This window comes from Streptomyces kebangsaanensis (assembly GCF_001906585.1).
Taxonomy (GTDB): Bacteria; Actinomycetota; Actinomycetes; order Streptomycetales; family Streptomycetaceae; genus Streptomyces; species Streptomyces kebangsaanensis.
Genome location: NZ_JUJA01000156.1, coordinates 111147 through 128075, shown reverse-complemented (window position 1 = coordinate 128075; position 16929 = coordinate 111147). Strand labels below are relative to the sequence as shown.

At 71.6% G+C, this 16929-nt stretch carries 14 protein-coding genes; 6 read left to right on the top strand and 8 right to left on the bottom strand.

Features of this window, described 5'->3' with window-relative positions; translation table 11 throughout:
• A partial coding sequence (aspS, locus tag RH94_RS26855) for an aspartate--tRNA ligase (RefSeq protein ID WP_073950738.1) occupies positions 1-1750 on the bottom strand: 1750 nt, incomplete at its 3' end.
• A 187-nt stretch (positions 1751-1937) separates the two neighbouring features.
• On the opposite strand from aspS, the gene RH94_RS26850 reads away from it, so the two are divergent.
• Positions 1938-4076 carry a SpoIIE family protein phosphatase gene (locus RH94_RS26850; RefSeq protein ID WP_073950736.1) on the top strand — a complete coding sequence of 713 codons (2139 nt, stop codon included), beginning with the start codon at positions 1938-1940 and terminating at the stop codon, positions 4074-4076.
• Positions 4077-4079: 3 nt separating this feature from the next.
• On the opposite strand, the gene RH94_RS26845 is transcribed toward RH94_RS26850, so the two are convergent.
• From RH94_RS26845 to RH94_RS26835, 3 genes are all read right to left on the bottom strand, one after another.
• Complete coding sequence (locus tag RH94_RS26845; RefSeq protein WP_073950734.1) at positions 4080-5114, bottom strand: AI-2E family transporter; 1035 nt, start codon at positions 5112-5114, stop codon at positions 4080-4082.
• 237 nt (positions 5115-5351) lie between these two features.
• Positions 5352-6329 (bottom strand): pirin family protein, encoded by a 978-nt coding sequence (locus tag RH94_RS26840; RefSeq protein WP_073950732.1) that lies wholly within the window; start codon positions 6327-6329, stop codon positions 5352-5354.
• 173 nt (positions 6330-6502) lie between these two features.
• Positions 6503-6985 carry an SseB family protein gene (locus RH94_RS26835; protein ID WP_073950730.1) on the bottom strand — a complete coding sequence of 161 codons (483 nt, stop codon included), beginning with the start codon at positions 6983-6985 and terminating at the stop codon, positions 6503-6505.
• A gap of 160 nt (positions 6986-7145) precedes the next feature.
• Between RH94_RS26835 and RH94_RS26830 the strand changes: the two genes are divergently transcribed.
• The 3 genes from RH94_RS26830 (at position 7146) to RH94_RS26820 (ending at position 10765) form a co-directional block, all read left to right on the top strand.
• Positions 7146-8972 (top strand): acyl-CoA dehydrogenase, encoded by a 1827-nt coding sequence (locus tag RH94_RS26830; RefSeq protein WP_073950785.1) that lies wholly within the window; start codon positions 7146-7148, stop codon positions 8970-8972.
• A gap of 82 nt (positions 8973-9054) precedes the next feature.
• Complete coding sequence (locus tag RH94_RS26825; protein ID WP_073950729.1) at positions 9055-10383, top strand: M18 family aminopeptidase; 1329 nt, start codon at positions 9055-9057, stop codon at positions 10381-10383.
• Between the two features lie 133 nt (positions 10384-10516).
• Positions 10517-10765, top strand: coding sequence for a DUF6458 family protein (locus RH94_RS26820; RefSeq protein WP_073950727.1), 249 nt, complete (start codon positions 10517-10519; stop codon positions 10763-10765).
• A 12-nt stretch (positions 10766-10777) separates the two neighbouring features.
• Here RH94_RS26820 and RH94_RS26815 read toward each other — a convergent pair whose 3' ends face one another.
• Positions 10778-12625 carry an NHL domain-containing thioredoxin family protein gene (locus RH94_RS26815; RefSeq protein WP_073950725.1) on the bottom strand — a complete coding sequence of 616 codons (1848 nt, stop codon included), beginning with the start codon at positions 12623-12625 and terminating at the stop codon, positions 10778-10780.
• Positions 12626-12754: 129 nt separating this feature from the next.
• On the opposite strand from RH94_RS26815, the gene RH94_RS26810 reads away from it, so the two are divergent.
• Complete coding sequence (locus RH94_RS26810) at positions 12755-13249, top strand: LURP-one-related/scramblase family protein (RefSeq protein WP_073950723.1); 495 nt, start codon at positions 12755-12757, stop codon at positions 13247-13249.
• Between the two features lie 68 nt (positions 13250-13317).
• Here RH94_RS26810 and RH94_RS26805 read toward each other — a convergent pair whose 3' ends face one another.
• Complete coding sequence (locus RH94_RS26805) at positions 13318-14112, bottom strand: carbon-nitrogen family hydrolase (RefSeq protein WP_073950721.1); 795 nt, start codon at positions 14110-14112, stop codon at positions 13318-13320.
• Positions 14113-14294: 182 nt separating this feature from the next.
• On the opposite strand from RH94_RS26805, the gene RH94_RS26800 reads away from it, so the two are divergent.
• The gene (locus tag RH94_RS26800; protein WP_073950719.1) at positions 14295-15119 is read left to right on the top strand and encodes a maleylpyruvate isomerase family mycothiol-dependent enzyme; all 825 of its coding nucleotides are present in this window, start codon (positions 14295-14297) and stop codon (positions 15117-15119) included.
• Positions 15120-15183: 64 nt separating this feature from the next.
• On the opposite strand, the gene RH94_RS26795 is transcribed toward RH94_RS26800, so the two are convergent.
• Together RH94_RS26795 and RH94_RS26790 are read right to left on the bottom strand one after the other, a co-directional pair.
• Positions 15184-16497: an MFS transporter gene (locus RH94_RS26795; protein WP_073950717.1), complete on the bottom strand. Its 1314-nt coding sequence runs from the start codon at positions 16495-16497 to the stop codon at positions 15184-15186.
• Positions 16494-16929: GntR family transcriptional regulator (locus RH94_RS26790; RefSeq protein ID WP_234426071.1), on the bottom strand; the 436-nt coding region annotated here is incomplete at its 5' end. The genes RH94_RS26795 and RH94_RS26790, both read right to left, overlap by 4 nt.

Sequence of the window (16929 nt, the reverse complement as noted above, 5' to 3'; positions counted from 1 at the left end):
GCTTGCGCACCGTCAGATGCAGTTCCTTCAGCCGGGCCTCGTCCAGCTCGGTGGGCGCGCCCATCATCAGGTCCTGGGCGTTGCCGTTGAGCGGGAAGGCGATGGTCTCGCGGATGTTGGGCTCGTCGGCCAGCAGCATGACGATGCGGTCGACGCCCGGGGCGATGCCGCCGTGCGGCGGGGCGCCGAAGCGGAAGGCGCGGAGCATGCCCGCGAACTTCTCCTCCACCGTCTCGCGGTCGTAGCCCGCGATCTCGAAGGCCTTCAGCATGATCTCGGGCTCGTGGTTCCGGATGGCGCCGGAGGACAGCTCGACACCGTTGCAGACGATGTCGTACTGCCAGCCCAGGATGTCCAGCGGGTCCTGGGTCTCCAGGGCCTCCAGGCCGCCCTGCGGCATCGAGAACGGGTTGTGCGAGAAGTCGATCCCGCCGGTCTCCTCGTCCTTCTCGTACATCGGGAAGTCGACGATCCAGCAGAAGCGGAACACGCCCTCCTCGAAGTGCCCCGCCCGGCGCGCGGCCTCCACCCGCACCGCGCCCATGATCTTCGAGACCTCGTCGAACTCGCCCGCGCCGAAGAACACCGCGTGCCCGGCCGCCAGCGACAGGCGCTTGGTCAGCTCGGCGACGTTCTCCTCGGTCAGGAACTTCGCGATCGGGCCGGTCAGCGAGCCGTCCTCGGTCACCCGCACCCACGCCAGGCCCTTCGCGCCCAGCGAGATCGCGTACTCGCCCAGCTGGTCGAAGAACTTGCGCGGCCGGTCCTGGACCGCCGGCACCGGCAGCGCGCGCACGTGCTTGCCCGCGAACGCCTTGAACTCCGAGCCCTCGAAGACGTCGGTGATGTCGACGAGCTCCAGCTGGGCGCGCAGGTCCGGCTTGTCGGAGCCGTACTTCAGCATCGCCTCGCGGAACGGGATCCGCGGGAAGGGCGAGGTGACGTGACGGCCGCCGCCGAACTCCTCGAACAGCTCCGTCATCAGCCGCTCGATCGGCTGGAAGACGTCCTCCTGCTCCACGAAGCTCATCTCGACGTCAAGCTGGTAGAACTCGCCCGGCGAGCGGTCCGCGCGCGCGTCCTCGTCGCGGAAGCAGGGCGCGATCTGGAAGTAGCGGTCGAAACCGGAGATCATCAGCAGCTGCTTGAACTGCTGCGGCGCCTGCGGAAGGGCGTAGAACCTGCCCGGGTGCACACGCGAGGGGACCACGTAGTCGCGGGCGCCCTCGGGGGAGGTGGCGGACAGGATCGGCGTCGCCATCTCGTTGAAGCCCATCGCCGCCATCTTCTGGCGCATGGCCGAGATGACCGCCGTACGCAGCATGATGTTGCGGTGCATGCGCTCGCGGCGCAGGTCCAGGAAGCGGTACTCCAGGCGCCGCTCCTCGTTGACCCCGTCCTCGGTGTTGATCGTGAAGGGGAGCGGGGCCGCCGCGCCGAGCACCTCGACCTCGCCGACCTCGACCTCGACCTCGCCGGTCGGCAGCTCCGGGTTCACGTTCTCCGTGCCGCGGGAGACGACCTTGCCGTCGACGCGGACCACCGTCTCCTTGGACAGCCTGTCCAGCGCCTCGTACGCGGGCGTACCGGGACGGGCGACGAGCTGCGTGATGCCGTAGTGGTCGCGCAGATCGATGAAGAGGATGCCGCCCAGGTCGCGCCGATTGTGCAGCCAGCCACTGAGCCGGACGTCGGTGCCGACGTCAGAGGCGCGGAGCTCGCCGCAGGTGTGGGACCTGTACCGATGCATCGTCGTTCATCCAGTCTTCGCGGATCGGGGACCACCGGGGCGCGGACACGGCCCGGACCCATCCAGCGTACCGGCCGCCCCCGCCCCGGCTCCCCACCCGCGAGGGCGGCGCAGCGGAGCCGTGCGGGAGCGCACGCCCGTACACCATCGGTGGCAGTGTTCGATCGCCCCTTCTTAGAGTGGGGCAATGCGCACTGGTGATCCCCTGCCCGCCGTGGGGGACGTACTCGCCGCCCTCGCGACCGGCATGTGGCACTGGGACACCGCCACGGGGAGGGTGTCGGTCGACGCCGAGGCGGCCCGGCTGCTCGGGCTGCCCGCCGAGCGGACCTCCCTCACGGAGACCCAGGTACGGGCCCGCCTCCACCCGGTCGACTGGAACGAGATCACGGGTGTCGTGCAGCTCGCCGTCGCCGAGGGCACCCTCGCCGAGGTGCGCATCCGGATCATGGACGAGCGGAACCGGATCGTCCGGGTGGTGCGCAGCCGCTCCAAGCCGACCTTCGACCCCCGGAAGAAGGCCTACGAACTGATCGGCACCCTGCAGGAGGTCGCCGATCCGGCGCCGGGCTCCCCGGCCGGGCGCAGCGCGGTCACCGGTGACTGGCGGCGCTCCCGCGAGGCGTTCCTGCTGGACGCCGGGCGGGCGCTGGCCGAGGCACGTTCCACGGCGGAGGTGCTGCGGGTCGCGGCGGGCCTGTCGATGCCCGGGTTCTCACCGGACGGGCTGGCCGTCTTCGGCGTGGAGGGCGACCGGCTGACGGTCGTCGGCCACCACGGGCAGCGGCCCGGCGACGAGGCCCCCTTCCTGAACATGACGCTGGAGACGGACTACCCGGCCGCCGAGGTGGTGCGCACCGGCCGGGCGGTCTACCTGTCCTCCCCGCAGCAGTACAAGTCCCGCTACCCGCTCACCTGGCCGCTCGCCCAGCGCTTCGACCGCCGCTCCTGGGCCTACCTCCCGCTGACCGCCTCGGGCCGCACGATGGGCGCCTGGATGGCCGCCTTCACCTACCCGGTGGCCTTCACGCCCGACGAGCGCTCGGTGCTGACCACGGTGGCCCGGATGCTCGCCCAGGCCCTGTCCCGCGCCGGGACCGCCGAGACCGAGCGGGAGCTGAGCGAGAACCTGCAGCGCTCGATGATGCCCACCCTGGGCCCCGAGGTCCCGGGCATGGACGTGGCCGCCCGCTACGTCCCCACCGGCGGCGGCCTCCAGGTGGGCGGCGACTGGTACGACATGATCCCGCTGCCGGAGGGCACCTCGCGGTCCGGCACGAAGTCCGGGGCGGGGCGTTTCGCCCTGGTCATGGGGGACGTCCAGGGCCACGACGTACGGGCCGCGGGCCTGATGGGCCAGCTGCGCATCGCGCTGCGCGCCTACGCCTCCGAGGGGCACCCGCCGGACGCGGTGCTCTCCCGTGCCTCCCGCTTCCTGCACGGCATGACCGGCGACGGCGGCGAGGACGGCGCCGACCTGCGCTTCGCGACCTGCCTGTACGCCGAGGTCGACCCCCGCAGCGGTGTGGTGGAGATCGCTCGCGCGGGCCACCCGGACCCGGTGATCCGCATGGCGGACGGCACGGTGCTGCTGCGGCCGACGGCGGGCGGGCTGCCGCTGGGCATCGACCCGGACACCGACTACCCGACCACCCGGTTCACCCTGGAGCCGGGCGAGACGATGATGATCTGCACGGACGGGCTGATCGAGACCGGCGGCCACGACCTGGAAACCGGCTGGCAGCGGATCCGTACGATCCTGGAGCGGCACGGGGGCGACGCCGAGGAGCTCGCCGACGCACTCGTCCAGGCCGTGCACGGGCCCTCCTCGCACCACACCACGGGGCCGCTGGCCGACCGGCGCGAGGACGACATCGCCGTACTGCTGCTGAACCGGCACCGCGAGGGCGGCGCGCTCCTCCCGGAGGTGCGGCGCACCCTGCTGACGGTCGCCCAGGCCGAGCCCGAGCGGGTGGCGGTCGCCCGGCAGCAGTTGCGCGAGGTGCTGCACGACTGGGCGGCCGAGGACCAGGTGGACTCGGCGGTGCTGCTGCTGTCGGAGATGCTCACCAACGTGCTCGTGCACACCGACACCGACGCGCTGCTGCTGGCCGAGGTCGACGGGGAGAAGGGCGAGCGGCGGCTGCGGGTGGAGGTCACCGACGCCGGCGACGACCTGCCGCACAGGCGCCGGCCCGGGGAGCTGGCCTCCTCCGGGCGCGGCCTGCTGCTGATCGAGCTGCTCGCGGACGCGTGGGGGGTCGTGCCGCGGGGCCGTGGCAAGAGCATCTGGTTCGAGCTGTACGAGTCGGCGGCGGACAAGTGAGCCTTACGACGGGACCGCGTACCGTTCCCGCAGCTCGTGGGCGATCCCGAACACCGCCGCCGTGAGCGGCACCGCCAGCAGCATGCCGACGATCCCGGCGACCGACGCGCCCGCGGTGATCGCCAGCAGCACCACGGCCGGGTGCATCCGCACGGTCCGGCTCTGGATCATCGGCTGCAGCACATGCCCCTCCAGCACCTGTACGGCGAGCACCACGCCGAGCACCCACAGCGCGATGACGAACCCGCGGTCGGCGAGGGCGACGAGCACGGCGACGGCACCGGAGAGGAAGGCGCCCAGGTAGGGGAGGTAGCCGCCGACGAAGACCAGCGCGCCGAGTCCCACGGCGCCCGGCACCCGCAGGACGAGCAGGCCGGTCGTGATGCAGACGGCGTCGATGAGCGCGATGAACGTCGTCCCGCGCATGAAGCCCTCCACGCCCGCGAAGGCCCGCCGGGCCATGGCCTCCGCGGCGTCGGCGCTCCCGCGCGGGACGAGCGTGCGCAGTGCGCCGACGGCCCTGCCCGAGTCGCGCAGGAAGAAGAACACGAGCAGCAGGGCGAGCACGGCCATGGCGAGCCACTCGCCGACCACGCTGACCCCGCTGATGACGTTGGAGGCGGCCGTCCCGCCGAACTTCTCCAGCAGCCGCTTGCCGTGGGAGGCCAGGTCGCCCAGCGAGGTCCCGGCCCCGCCGAAATACGTGGCGAGCGACTGCCCGGCCCGCTTGAGGGCGGCGACGATCTGGCTCCCGCTGTCGATCAGCGCGGCCACGACGATGTAGACGGCCCCGCCGACGACCACCACGACGGCCACGCAGGTGATCCCCGCGGCGAGCGAACGGTTGACGTGCGCGTCCACGAGCCGCCGGAAGAGCGGCCGCAGCAGGGCGGTCCCCAGCAGGGCGAGCAGCACGGGCGTGACGGCGGTCCGGAAGGCCACGCACAGCCGGATCCCGATCCACACCACTCCGGACACCAGCAGCACGACGGCACACCAGGCGGCGAGACGTCGAACGGGCTCGGGCAGCAGCAGCACGGGACCAGCTGACTACACGTCACCCGCGAACGTCTGGCGACCCGCCCAAGGCGCCCCGCCCGGGCGCCCGGCCGCCCGGCGAAAAGCACGGTCCGGGACCACCGGCCGCCGGAGCGGCACCGCTCCGCACCGGCGGCGCGGCTCACGCGGGCCCCGGGCCGCGGGGGCGCCGGGCCGACGGGGAGTCAGCCCCCGTACGGTGGGGGAGCCCCCGCAGCGGACCCGGGCCCTCGGTCGTCAGTCCCGCGGACCCTTCTCCGTCATGCCGTGGACGGCCGGGACGGTCCCCAGACGGCCCTTCTGGAAGTCCTCGAAGGCCTGCATGAGTTCTTCGCGGGTGTTCATGACGAAGGGGCCGTAGTGCGCCATCGGCTCGCGGATCGGCAGGCCGCCGAGCAGGGCGACCTCCAGGTCCGGCGTGTGGGAGTCCTGCTTCTCGTCCGCGCGGACGGTCAGCGAGGAGCCCGCGCCGAAGACCGCGGTCTGGCCCAGGTGGATCGGACGGCGCTCGGCGCCGACCGCGCCGCGGCCCGCGAGGACGTACGCCAGGCCGTTGAAGTCCTCCCGCCAGGGCAGGGTGATCTCCGCGCCCGGCGCGAGCGTCGCGTGGATCATCGTGATCGGCGTGTGCGTGATGCCGGGACCCTCGTGACCGTCCAGCTCACCGGCGATGACCCGCAGCAGCGCGCCGCCGTCCGGGGAGGTCAGGAGCTGCACCTGACCACCGCGGATGTCCTGGTAGCGCGGGGCCATCATCTTGTCCTTCGCCGGCAGGTTCACCCACAGCTGCAGGCCGTGGAAGAGACCGCCGGACATGACCAGCTGCTCCGGCGGCGCCTCGATGTGCAGCAGGCCGCTGCCCGCCGTCATCCACTGGGTGTCGCCGTTGGTGATGGTGCCGCCACCGCCGTTGGAGTCCTGGTGGTCGAAGACGCCGTCGATGATGTACGTGACGGTCTCGAAGCCGCGGTGGGGGTGCCACGGGGTTCCCTTCGGCTCCCCGGGCGCGTACTCCACCTCGCCCATCTGGTCCATCATGATGAACGGGTCGAGATGGCGGTAGTTGATCCCGGCGAACGCCCGGCGCACCGGGAAGCCCTCGCCCTCGAAGCCGCTCGGCGCGGTCGTGACGGCGAGCACGGGACGTGCCACGGCGTCGGCCGGCGCGGCCACACGGGGCAGCGTCAGCGGGTTCTCGACGGTCACTGCAGGCATGTCGGTTCCTCCTTGTGCGCCCACATTAGTTGAGCGTTGAACTTTCTACCAGACCCAACAGAAGGAGCCCGGGGGACATTCCCTCCGGGCTCCGAACACCGAGCACGCCGGACACGCCGGGCTCGCCGGCCGACGGGCTCGACCGCGACTCAGCCGTCCGCGGGGCAAGGGCGCTAGCCGTACATCCGGCGCATCGCGAACTCCACCATCTGCTCGACCGCCTTGGCGTCGAACACGATCCGGTGCTCGCCCTCCATGTCCAGCACGAAGCCGTAGCCGGTGGGCAGCAGGTCGATCACCTCGGCGCCGGTGATCACGAAGTACTTGGACTCCTTGCCGGCGTACCGCCGCAGCTCCTTGAGCGAGGTGAACATCGGGATCACCGGCTGCTGGGTGTTGTGCAGCGCGAGGAACCCGGGGTTGTCCCCGCGCGGGCAGTACACCTTGGAGGTCGCGAAGACCTGCTGGAAGTCCTCCGGGGTGAGCTGCCCCGTGGTGAAGGCGCGCACCGCGTCCGCGAGCGAGGGCGGCGACGGCTCGGGGTAGAGCGGCGCCTGCTGACCGTACCCGCCGACGCCGCCGGGCATCTGCTGCTGCGGGGGGACGTATCCCTGCTGTGCTGCCCCGTTGTCCATCGGCTGGCCGTATCCGTACATGCCCCAAAGCGTACTGACCTTGACGAGGACTGGGTCACAGTACTCCGAATCGGGGTTGCTTCTTATTACCGACGGGTAGCATCATCGGAGCTACTAGTCAGTACATGAACCAGTTGCGAGGAGACAGTGCCTCGCCGAGTCATCGACGGGAGCCGTGGCCATGGGGCACTACAAGCCGAATCTCCGCGACATCGAGTTCAACCTGTTCGAAGTCCTCGGACGTGACGAGCTGTACGGCACCGGCCCGTTCGCGGAGATGGACACCGAGACCGCCAAGAGCATCCTGGAGGAGCTGACCCGCCTCTCCGAGAACGAGCTGGCCGAGTCCTTCGCGGACGCCGACCGCAACCCGCCGGTGTTCGACCCCGAGACGAACACCGCGCCGGTGCCGGAGAGCTTCAGGAAGAGCTACAAGGCCTTCATGGACTCCGAGTACTGGCGGCTCGGCCTGCCCGAGGAGATCGGCGGCACCACCGCTCCCCCGTCCCTCATCTGGGCCTACGCGGAACTGATCCTCGGCGCCAACCCGGCCGTGTGGATGTACTCCTCCGGCCCGGCGTTCGCCCGCATCCTCTTCGAGGAGGGCACCGAGGAGCAGAAGAGGCTCGCGAAGATCGCGGTCGAGAAGACCTGGGGCTCCACCATGGTGCTCACCGAGCCCGACGCGGGCTCCGACGTGGGCGCCGGCCGCACCAGGGCCGTCCAGCAGGAGGACGGCTCCTGGCACATCGAGGGCGTGAAGCGCTTCATCACCTCCGGTGAGCACGACATGGAGGAGAACATCCTCCACTACGTCCTCGCCCGCCCCGAGGGCGCCGGCCCCGGCACCAAGGGCCTGTCCCTCTTCCTGGTCCCCAAGTACCTGTTCGACTGGGAGACCGGCGAGCTGGGCGAGCGCAACGGCGTCTACGCCACCAACGTCGAGCACAAGATGGGCCTGAAGGCCTCCAACACCTGCGAGATGACCTTCGGCGACCGCCACCCCGCCAAGGGCTGGCTGATCGGCGACAAGCACGACGGCATCCGCCAGATGTTCCGCATCATCGAGTTCGCCCGCATGATGGTCGGCACGAAGGCGATCTCCACGCTGTCGACCGGCTACCTCAACGCGCTGGAGTACGCCAAGGAGCGCGTCCAGGGTCCGGACCTGGCGAACTTCATGGACAAGGCCGCGCCCAAGGTCACCATCACCCACCACCCCGACGTGCGCCGCTCGCTGATGACGCAGAAGGCGTACGCCGAGGGCATGCGCGCCCTCGTCCTCCACACCGCCTCGATCCAGGACGCGATCGCGGTCAAGGAGGCGAACGGCGAGGACGCGGAGGCGGAGCACGCCCTCAACGACCTGCTCCTGCCCATCGTCAAGGGCTACGGCTCCGAGAAGGGCTACGAGCAGCTCGCCCAGTCCCTGCAGACCTTCGGCGGCTCCGGCTTCCTGCAGGAGTACCCGATCGAGCAGTACATCCGCGACGCCAAGATCGACACCCTCTACGAGGGCACCACGGCGATCCAGGGCCAGGACTTCTTCTTCCGGAAGATCGTCCGCAACCAGGGCGCCGCGCTGAACTCGCTCGCCGAGGACATCAAGAAGTTCCTGGCGCTCGGCACCGGCGGCGAGGAGCTGGCCGGCGCCCGCGAGCACCTCGCCAGGGCGGCCGCCGAGCTGGAGGCCCTCGTCGGCCTGATGCTGACCGACCTCGCGGCCACCGAGCAGGACGTCAAGAACATCTACAAGGTGGGACTCAACACCACCCACCTGCTGCTCGCCTCCGGTGACGTGGTCGTCGGCTACCTGCTGCTCAAGGGCGCGGCCGTCGCCGCCGAGAAGCTTCCGACGGCGTCGAGCAGGGACAAGGCGTTCTACCAGGGCAAGATCGCGGCGGCGAAGTTCTTCGCGGCCAACGTCCTGCCGGGCGTCACCCTGGCCCGCAAGGTCTCCCAGAACGTGGACCTGGACCTGATGGAGCTCGACGAGGCCGCCTTCTAGTCCCCGGCGGCCGGCAGTGCCTCACGAGGGTCCGCTCCCGCCACCGGGAGCGGACCCTCGCGGCGTCGTTAAGGTGAACACCATGAGTACAAGCCAGCGCTTCGACCGCGGCCACACCGACGACCTGATGTCCTTCCTGGCGGCGAGCCCGTCGCCGTACCACGCCGTGGCGAACGCGGCCGAGCGGCTGGAGAAGGCCGGCTTCCGCCGGGTAGCCGAGACGGACGCCTGGGACACGGGGACCTCGGCGGCCTCCGCCGCGGGCAGCGGCGGCAGGTACGTGCTGCGCGGCGGGGCGATCGTGGCCTGGTACGTCCCCGAGGGCGCCGCGCCGCACACCCCGTTCCGCATCGTCGGCGCGCACACCGACTCCCCGAACCTGCGCGTCAAGCCGCTGCCCGACACCGGGGCGCACGGCTGGCGCCAGGTCGCCGTGGAGATCTACGGCGGCCCGCTGATGAACTCCTGGCTCGACCGCGACCTGGGCCTGGCGGGCCGGCTCACGCTCCGGGACGGCTCGAGCCGCCTGGTGAACGTCGACCGCCCGCTGCTCCGCGTCCCCCAGCTGGCGATCCACCTGGACCGCGCGGTCTCCACGGACGGCCTCAAGCTCGACAAGCAGCGCCACCTGCAGCCGGTGTGGGGCCTGGGCGACGACGTCCGCGATGGCGACCTGATCGCCTTCCTGGAGCAGGAGGCCGGGCTCCCGGCGGGCGAGGTGACCGGCTGGGACCTGATGACCCACTCCGTGGAACCGCCCGCCTACCTGGGCCGGGACCGCGAGCTGATGGCGGGCCCCCGCATGGACAACCTGCTGTCGGTGCACGCCGGTACGGCGGCGCTGACGGCCGTGGCGACCGGCCCGGGGGCGGCGGACCTGCCGTACATCCCGGTGCTGGCCGCCTTCGACCACGAGGAGAACGGCTCCCAGTCGGACACCGGCGCGGACGGTCCGCTGCTCGGAACGGTGCTGGAGCGCTCGGTGTTCGCGCGCGGAGGGTCGTACGAGGACCGGGCGCGCGCCTTCGCCGGCGCGGTCTGCGTCTCCTCCGACACGGGCCACGCCGTCCACCCCAACTACGCCGAGCGGCACGACCCGACCCACCACCCGCGCGCGGGCGGCGGCCCCATCCTCAAGGTCAACGTCAACAACCGCTACGCCACGGACGGTTCGGGCCGCGCGGTCTGGGCGGCGGCCTGCGAGAAGGCCGACGTCCCCTTCCAGTCCTTCGTCTCCAACAACTCCATGCCGTGCGGCACGACCATCGGCCCCATCACCGCGGCCCGGCACGGCATCCGCACCGTCGACATCGGCGTGGCGATCCTCTCCATGCACAGCGCCCGCGAACTGTGCGCCGCGAACGACCCGTTCCTCCTGGCGAACGCCCTGGTGGCCTTCCTGGAGGGCTGAGGGAGCCGGCCGCCCGGCCCATGAGGGGCCGCCTCCGCATGGTCACCCGGCTTGCGGGTACCCGGAGTTGACCGGAAGGGACCGGAACAGGCCGGAACCACCGGACCCGACACCGGACAAGGAGGCGACACTCATGGGCCTCGGCGGATGCATCATCCTCATCGCCGTGGGAGCCATCCTCACGTTCGCGACCGACTGGCACATGCAGGGCGTCAACCTGCACATGGTCGGCGTCATCCTGATGATCGTCGGCCTCATCGGCGTGACCACCTTCAGCAGCATCTACCGGCGCCGCCGCGTCATGGTGCCCCCCACGACAACGGTCGTCGAGGAGGACCGCCACCACGCACGCGACGGCTACACCGACGGGTACGGCGTCTGAGCGCGTACCCGGTCAGGCGTCCATGCCGGCCAGGACCAGCGGCAGCCGTTCCGCGCCGCCCTCGGTCAGCAGGACCGGGACGCCCCAGTCCTGCTGGTGCACATGGCAGGCGGGGTACTCGTTCGCCGGATCGTCGTCGCACGAGGCCGCCATCGCGGAGACGTGCAGGACGCCCTCCGGGACGGCGGGGTCGAGCTCCAGGTCGCGGGACAGGTCCGTTCCCGCGCCCCCTCCGTCGAGCAGCAGCTCGGGCGGGGTGGACGAGACCAGGAGCCGGGTGGACGGGCCGTAGCGCGTGTCCAGCTTCTGGCCCGCCGGGGCCTGAAAGACGACGTCCAGCCGCAGCCGCCCGGGGGCGACCTCGGTGGCGGCGCGCTGGGTGCGGTGGGCGACCGCCTCCACCCGTACGGCCTCCTCCGGCAAGCGCAGCCGGGTCAGCCGGTGGCGGGCCGACTCCACGACCACGATGTCCTCACCGACGAGCACCGCGTCGCTGGGCTCGCGCAGGTCGGTGGCGAGCGTGGTGACCTCGCCGGTCGCCGGGTCGTAGCGGCGCAGGGCGTGGTTGTAGGTGTCGCTGACGGCGACCGAGCCGTCGGGGAGGGCGGTGACGCCCAACGGGTGCTGGAACAGGGCCTGTTCGGCGGCGCCGTCCCGGTGTCCGAAGTCGAACAGGCCGGTGCCGACGGCCGTGTGGACGTGGCCGTCCAGGTCCACCCAGCGCAGCGCGGACGTCTCGGAGTCGGCGAGCCACAGCCGCTCGGGCGTGGCCGCGAGCCCGGAGGGCTGCGCGAACCAGGCCTCGCCACCGGGCCCGTCGACGAGCCCCTCGTTGGTGGTCCCGGCGGTGACGGAGACGGTGCCTCCCCCAGAGCTGAACGCCTGGGCGGTACCCCCAGCCGGATCGTACGCCCACAGCTGGTGCACGCCGGCCATGGCGATCCACACCCTGCCGTTCCACCAGGCGACGTCCCAGGGCGAGGAGAGCTTCACGTCACGGGCGGGACCGGACGTGGCCTCGCCCTGCATCCACTGGTGTCCGGTGCCGGCCAGGGTCGTGGTCCGCCCCGTCGCCGGGTCGAAGCACCGCAGGGCGTGGTTCACCGTGTCCGCGACCACGACGGTGCCGTCCGGCAGCAGCGCGAGCCCCTGCGGCTCCTGGAACCGCGCGCGGTCCGGGGAACCGTCCGTCAGCCCCCGGCCGCCCTGCCCGATCCGCCGTACGACCGTCTCCCCGTCCGCCGCCAGCTCCACCAGCTGGTGCCGGGTGGTGTCGCTGACCAGGAAGTTGCCGGACGGCAGCAGCAGCGCCTTGCCCGGGAAGCGGAGCGTGGTCGGCTCCGGCTCCGGCGGCACGTACGGCCCGTCGCCGCGCCGCAGCGTCCCCTTCGCCTCGTGCTCGGCCTCCAGCTCCTCCACCAGCCGCTCGATCGCGTGCGCGTGCCCCTCACCGGCGTGCTGCGCGACGACGTACCCCTCCGGGTCGATGACGACGAGCGTCGGCCAGGCCCGCACCGCGTACTGCTTCCAGGTGGCGAGCTCCGGGTCGTCGAGCACCGGATGCTCGACCCCGTACCGCTCCACGGCGTCCACGACCGCCTGGTGCTCCGCCTCGTGCACGAACTTCGGTGAGTGCACCCCGACGATCACCACCGTGTCCCGGTGCTTCTCCTCCAGCTCCCGCAACTCGTCGAGGACATGCAGGCAGTTCACACAGCAGAAGGTCCAGAAATCCAGAATGACGATGCGTCCTCGCAGGTCGGCGAGGGTGTACTGCGTGCCGCCCGTGTTCAGCCAGCCACCCTTGCCGATCAGCTCGGGGGCGCGGACGCGGGCGCGTCGGGGTGCGGAGTCGCTCATGGCACAAGGGTGCCATCCACGCGCCGTCCTCATCCGCCCGGCCTCACACCCGTGCCGGACGCGGGACGGCGCTCAGCCCGTCGGCCCACCGGCGGCGTTGCCGGGCCGGTGGCGGGGAAGCGGTGGGACATGAGATTTCTTGTGCGGGACCGGATCCTCGGCATCGGTGAGGACTACTGGATCGAGGACGAGCACGGCCACAAGGTCTTCCTGGTCGACGGGAAGGCGATGCGGCTGCGGGACACCTTCGAGCTGAAGGACACCCAGGGCCGGGTGCTGATCGACATCCATCAGAAGATGCTCGCCCTGCGGGACACGATGGTGATCGAGCGGGACGGCGAGGCCCTGGCGAGGATCCGGCGCAAGTGGCTGTCGCTGCTGCGCAACCACTACCGGGTGTCCCTGGTGGACGGCACCGAGCTCGACGTCAGCGGCAAGATCCTCGACCGGGAGTTCGCCGTCGAGTACGACGGGGAGCTGCTGGCGGTGATCTCCCGGCGGTGGCTGCGCGTCGTCGAGACGTACGGCGTGGACATCGTGCGGGAGGACGCCGACCCGGCGCTGCTGATCGCCGTGGCGGTGTGCGTGATCCACATGGCGGAGAAGGAGCGCGACGAGCGGTAGGCGTCCGGCGCGTTGGGCGCCCGGCGTGGTGGGCGCCCAACGCGGCAGCCGCCCGACGCGGTGGGCGCTCAGCGGCGGGGTGGCTCCAGGCCCAGGACCCGGTCCTTCAGGGCCGGGAACCGGTCGCGGGTGGTCGCGACCTCCGCCGGGTCGAAGTCGACCGTCAGGACCTCCTCGTCGTGGCCCGCCTCGGCCAGGACCTCGCCCCAGGGATCGACCACGATCGAGTGACCCGCCTGGGGAACCCCGGCGTGCGTCCCGGCCGTCGAGCAGGCGAGCACGAACGCCTGGTCCTCCACCGCCCGCGCCCGGGCCAGCAGCGTCCAGTGCGCACGCCGGCGCTCGGGCCAGCCCGCCGGAACCACCAGGGTCTGGGCCCCGGCGTCGACGAGCCCGCGGAAGAGTTCGGGGAAACGGAGGTCGTAGCAGGTCGCCAGGCCGAGGGTCGTGTCCGGCAGACGCACCGTCACCAGGTCCCGGCCCGCGCCCATCAGCACGGCCTCGCCCTTGTCGAAGCCGAAGCGGTGGATCTTGCGGTAGGCGGCGGCCAGGTCGCCGGAGGGGGTGAGGACGAGGGAGGTGTTGTAGAGGATCCCCTCGGAGTCCCGTTCGGGGATCGAACCCGCATGCAGCCATACGCCCGCGTCGCTCGCCGCCTTCGCCATGGTCTCGTACGTGGGGCCCTCCAGCGGCTCGGCCTCGCGCCCGAACTCCTCGAAGGCGAAGGCCCCGGTGGTCCACAGCTCCGGCAGTACGACGAGGTCGGCACCGGCCTGCTCGCGGACCAGCGCGGCCACCCGCCGCCGCCGCGATTCGACCGATTCGCCCTCGTCCACGGCAATCTGGATCAGCGAGGCGCGCACACTACCACCGTCCTGGCATCCGAGTTTCCCCGGGGGCCTACGATCGTCACACGAAAGCACTGCCGGGGTGTCTCAGAGCAGCGTAACTTAGCACCTCAAGACGCCCGCCGACCGCAGCCGCCTCCCACTGGCAATGCCGAGACAACCTGCCCGTGTACCAAACCGCCGAGGGGTCCCGTTCCGTGAGTCTGCATCCCACCCTCCAGCCCTACGCCGATGCCTGGGTCCACTCCGTCGAGTCGATATCCGAGCTGGTGCAGCCCCTTGTGGAGGGCGAGTGGAACCGGCGGACCCCGTGTCCCGGCTGGTCCGTCCGCGACGTGGTCTCGCACGTCATCGGTCTGGACTGCGAGGCGCTCGGCGACCCGCGCCCCATCCACACCCTGCCGCGCGACCTGTTCCACGTCACCAACGACCACCAGCGCTACATGGAGATGCAGGTCGACGTCCGCCGCCACCACACGGCGCCGGAGATGACCTCCGAGCTGGAGTACACGGTCATCCGCCGCAACCGCCAGCTGCGGAACGAGTCCCGCGACCCCGGCACCAAGGTGCGCGGCCCGCTCGGTACGGAGATCACCCTCGAGGAGGCCATGCGCTACCGCGCCTTCGACATCTGGGTGCACGAGCAGGACCTGCGCGCGGCCCTCGACCAGCCCGGCAACCTCGACTCCCCCGGCGCCCACATCGCCCGGGACTACCTGCTGGCCGCCCTCCCGGACGTGGTCGCGGCCAAGGCGGACGCCCCGCGCAGCTCGGCGGTGGTCTTCGACGTCCACGGCCCGGTGGAGTTCCTGCGCACCATCCGCGTCGACATCAAGGGCCGCGGCACCCTGGAAACGGCCCCCGCCCTCGGCCCGGCGGCGGCCCTTGCCCTCGACTGGGAAACCTACGTCCGCCTGGCCTGCGGCCGCGTGACCCCGGAGGCGGCGGCGGACCGGGTGAAGACGGAGGGCGACCAGGACCTGGCGGCAGCGATCCTGCGCCACTTCGTGGTGACGCAGTAAGGAACTGTGCGACGCGGGGCCTGGGGGCGACAGCCCCCGGGCCCCGCACCAGCACGGGGCACCGTCACACGGGAACGTGCACCGTCTCCACCCGGCTGGCCACCAGTCGCTCCCGCTCCCGCCGGGCCACCCGCTTCCGCAGCCGCAGGATCTGGCTCACCCCGAGCGCCTGGAGTACGAACACCACGGAGAAGGCGACCGTGTAGTCGTCCCCCGTCCCGTCCAGCAGCACACCGATCGCGAACAACGTCGTCATGGAGGCGACGAAACCCCCCATGTTGGTGATGCCGGAGGCAGTCCCCTGCCGCTCCGGCGGATTCGCCGGCCGCGCGAAGTCGAACCCGATCATCGAGGCCGGCCCGCACGCCCCGAGCACCACGCACAGCACCACCAGCAGCCACATCGGCGCCCGCCCGCCGGGATACGCCAGCGTCACCGCCCACATGACCGCGGTCGCCGCGACCGTGCCGAGCGCCAGCGGCAGCCGCGCCGTGTGGTGCCGGGCGACGATCTGCCCGTACACCAGGCCGACGGCCATGTTGGACAGCACGACGAGAGTGAGGAGCTCCCCGGCGGTCGCCCGGGTGAGCCCCTGCGCCTCGACCAGGAACGGCATCCCCCACAGCAGCAGGAACACCATCGCCGGGAACTGCGTGGTGAAGTGCACCCACAGCCCCAGCCGCGTCCCCGGCTCCCGCCAGGACGCGGCGATCTGCCGGCGTACGTAGGTGGCGCCCTGGTGCGGCAGCGGCTCCGGCTCGTGGCCCTCGGGGTGGTCCTTGAGGAACAGCAGCAGCACCAGCACCACCACTCCGGCCAGCGCGCTGCCCGCGAAGGCGGCCGTCCAGCCCACCCCGTGCAGCAGCCGGGCCAGCACCAGCGTGGACACCAGGTTGCCGGCCATCCCGGCCAGCGCGGCGAACTGGGCGATCAGCGGCCCGCGCCGGGCGGGGAACCACCGGGTGCCCAGCCGCAGCACGCTGATGAACGTCATGGCGTCGCCGCAGCCCAGCAGCGCGCGAGCGGCGAGCGCGGTGCCGTACGACGGCGAGAGGGCGAAGCCGAGTTGGCCGGCCGTGAAGAGTACGGCGCCGATGGCCAGCACCTTCTTGGTGCCGAGCCGGTCGACGAGCAGGCCCACGGGTATCTGCATGCCCGCGTAGACGAGGAGCTGCAGGATCGAGAACGTCGACAGCGCCGAGGCGCCCACGTGGAAGCGGTCGGCGGCGTCGAGACCGGCGACGCCCAGGGACGTACGGAAGATGACGGCGACAAAGTAGACGGCGACGCCGATGCCCCAGACGGCGAGGGCACGCCGGCCGCCGGGCGGATCACCGGGCAGGGAGGCGGAGGCGGCGGAACTCGACGGAGAGCTCACCGGACCTCACCCCGCGCCAGGTGGGAGAACCAGCTGACGTGCCGGTGCACGACGGCGACGGCCGCCTCGGCGTCCCCGGAGCGCAGCGCGTTCAGGATCGCCTCGTGCTCGGTGAGCGTCTTGGCGACCCGGTCGGGGTGGGAGTGCATGACGGCGACGCCCATGCGCAGCTGCCGGTCGCGCAGCTGGTCGTACAGCCGCGACAGGATCTCGTTCCCGCCGCTGCGGACGATCTCGGCGTGGAAGCAGCGGTCGGTGACGGCGGCCTCGGCGAACTCGCCGGCGGCGGCCTGCTCCTTCTGCTTCTCGAGCAGTTCCTCGAGGCGCTCGATGAGTCCGGGCGGCGCGGGTACGGCCTTCCTGGCCGCGTGTTCCTCGACCAGCTGCCGGGTCTCGACGACATCGGCGATCTCCTGCGCGGAGACCGGCAGG

Bases quoted from the DNA above. Each gene is read 5' to 3' on its own strand.
- RH94_RS26825 (WP_073950729.1), top strand. From the start codon at position 9,055: ATGAGTACAAGCCAGCGCTTCGACCGCGGCCACACCGACGACCTGATG.
- RH94_RS26850 (WP_073950736.1), top strand. From the start codon at position 1,938: ATGCGCACTGGTGATCCCCTGCCCGCCGTGGGGGACGTACTCGCCGCC.
- RH94_RS26810 (WP_073950723.1), top strand. From the start codon at position 12,755: ATGAGATTTCTTGTGCGGGACCGGATCCTCGGCATCGGTGAGGACTAC.
- RH94_RS26830 (WP_073950785.1), top strand. From the start codon at position 7,146: ATGGGGCACTACAAGCCGAATCTCCGCGACATCGAGTTCAACCTGTTC.
- RH94_RS26820 (WP_073950727.1), top strand. From the start codon at position 10,517: ATGGGCCTCGGCGGATGCATCATCCTCATCGCCGTGGGAGCCATCCTC.
- RH94_RS26815 (WP_073950725.1), bottom strand. From the start codon at position 12,625: ATGAGCGACTCCGCACCCCGACGCGCCCGCGTCCGCGCCCCCGAGCTG.
- RH94_RS26835 (WP_073950730.1), bottom strand. From the start codon at position 6,985: ATGTACGGATACGGCCAGCCGATGGACAACGGGGCAGCACAGCAGGGA.
- RH94_RS26840 (WP_073950732.1), bottom strand. From the start codon at position 6,329: ATGCCTGCAGTGACCGTCGAGAACCCGCTGACGCTGCCCCGTGTGGCC.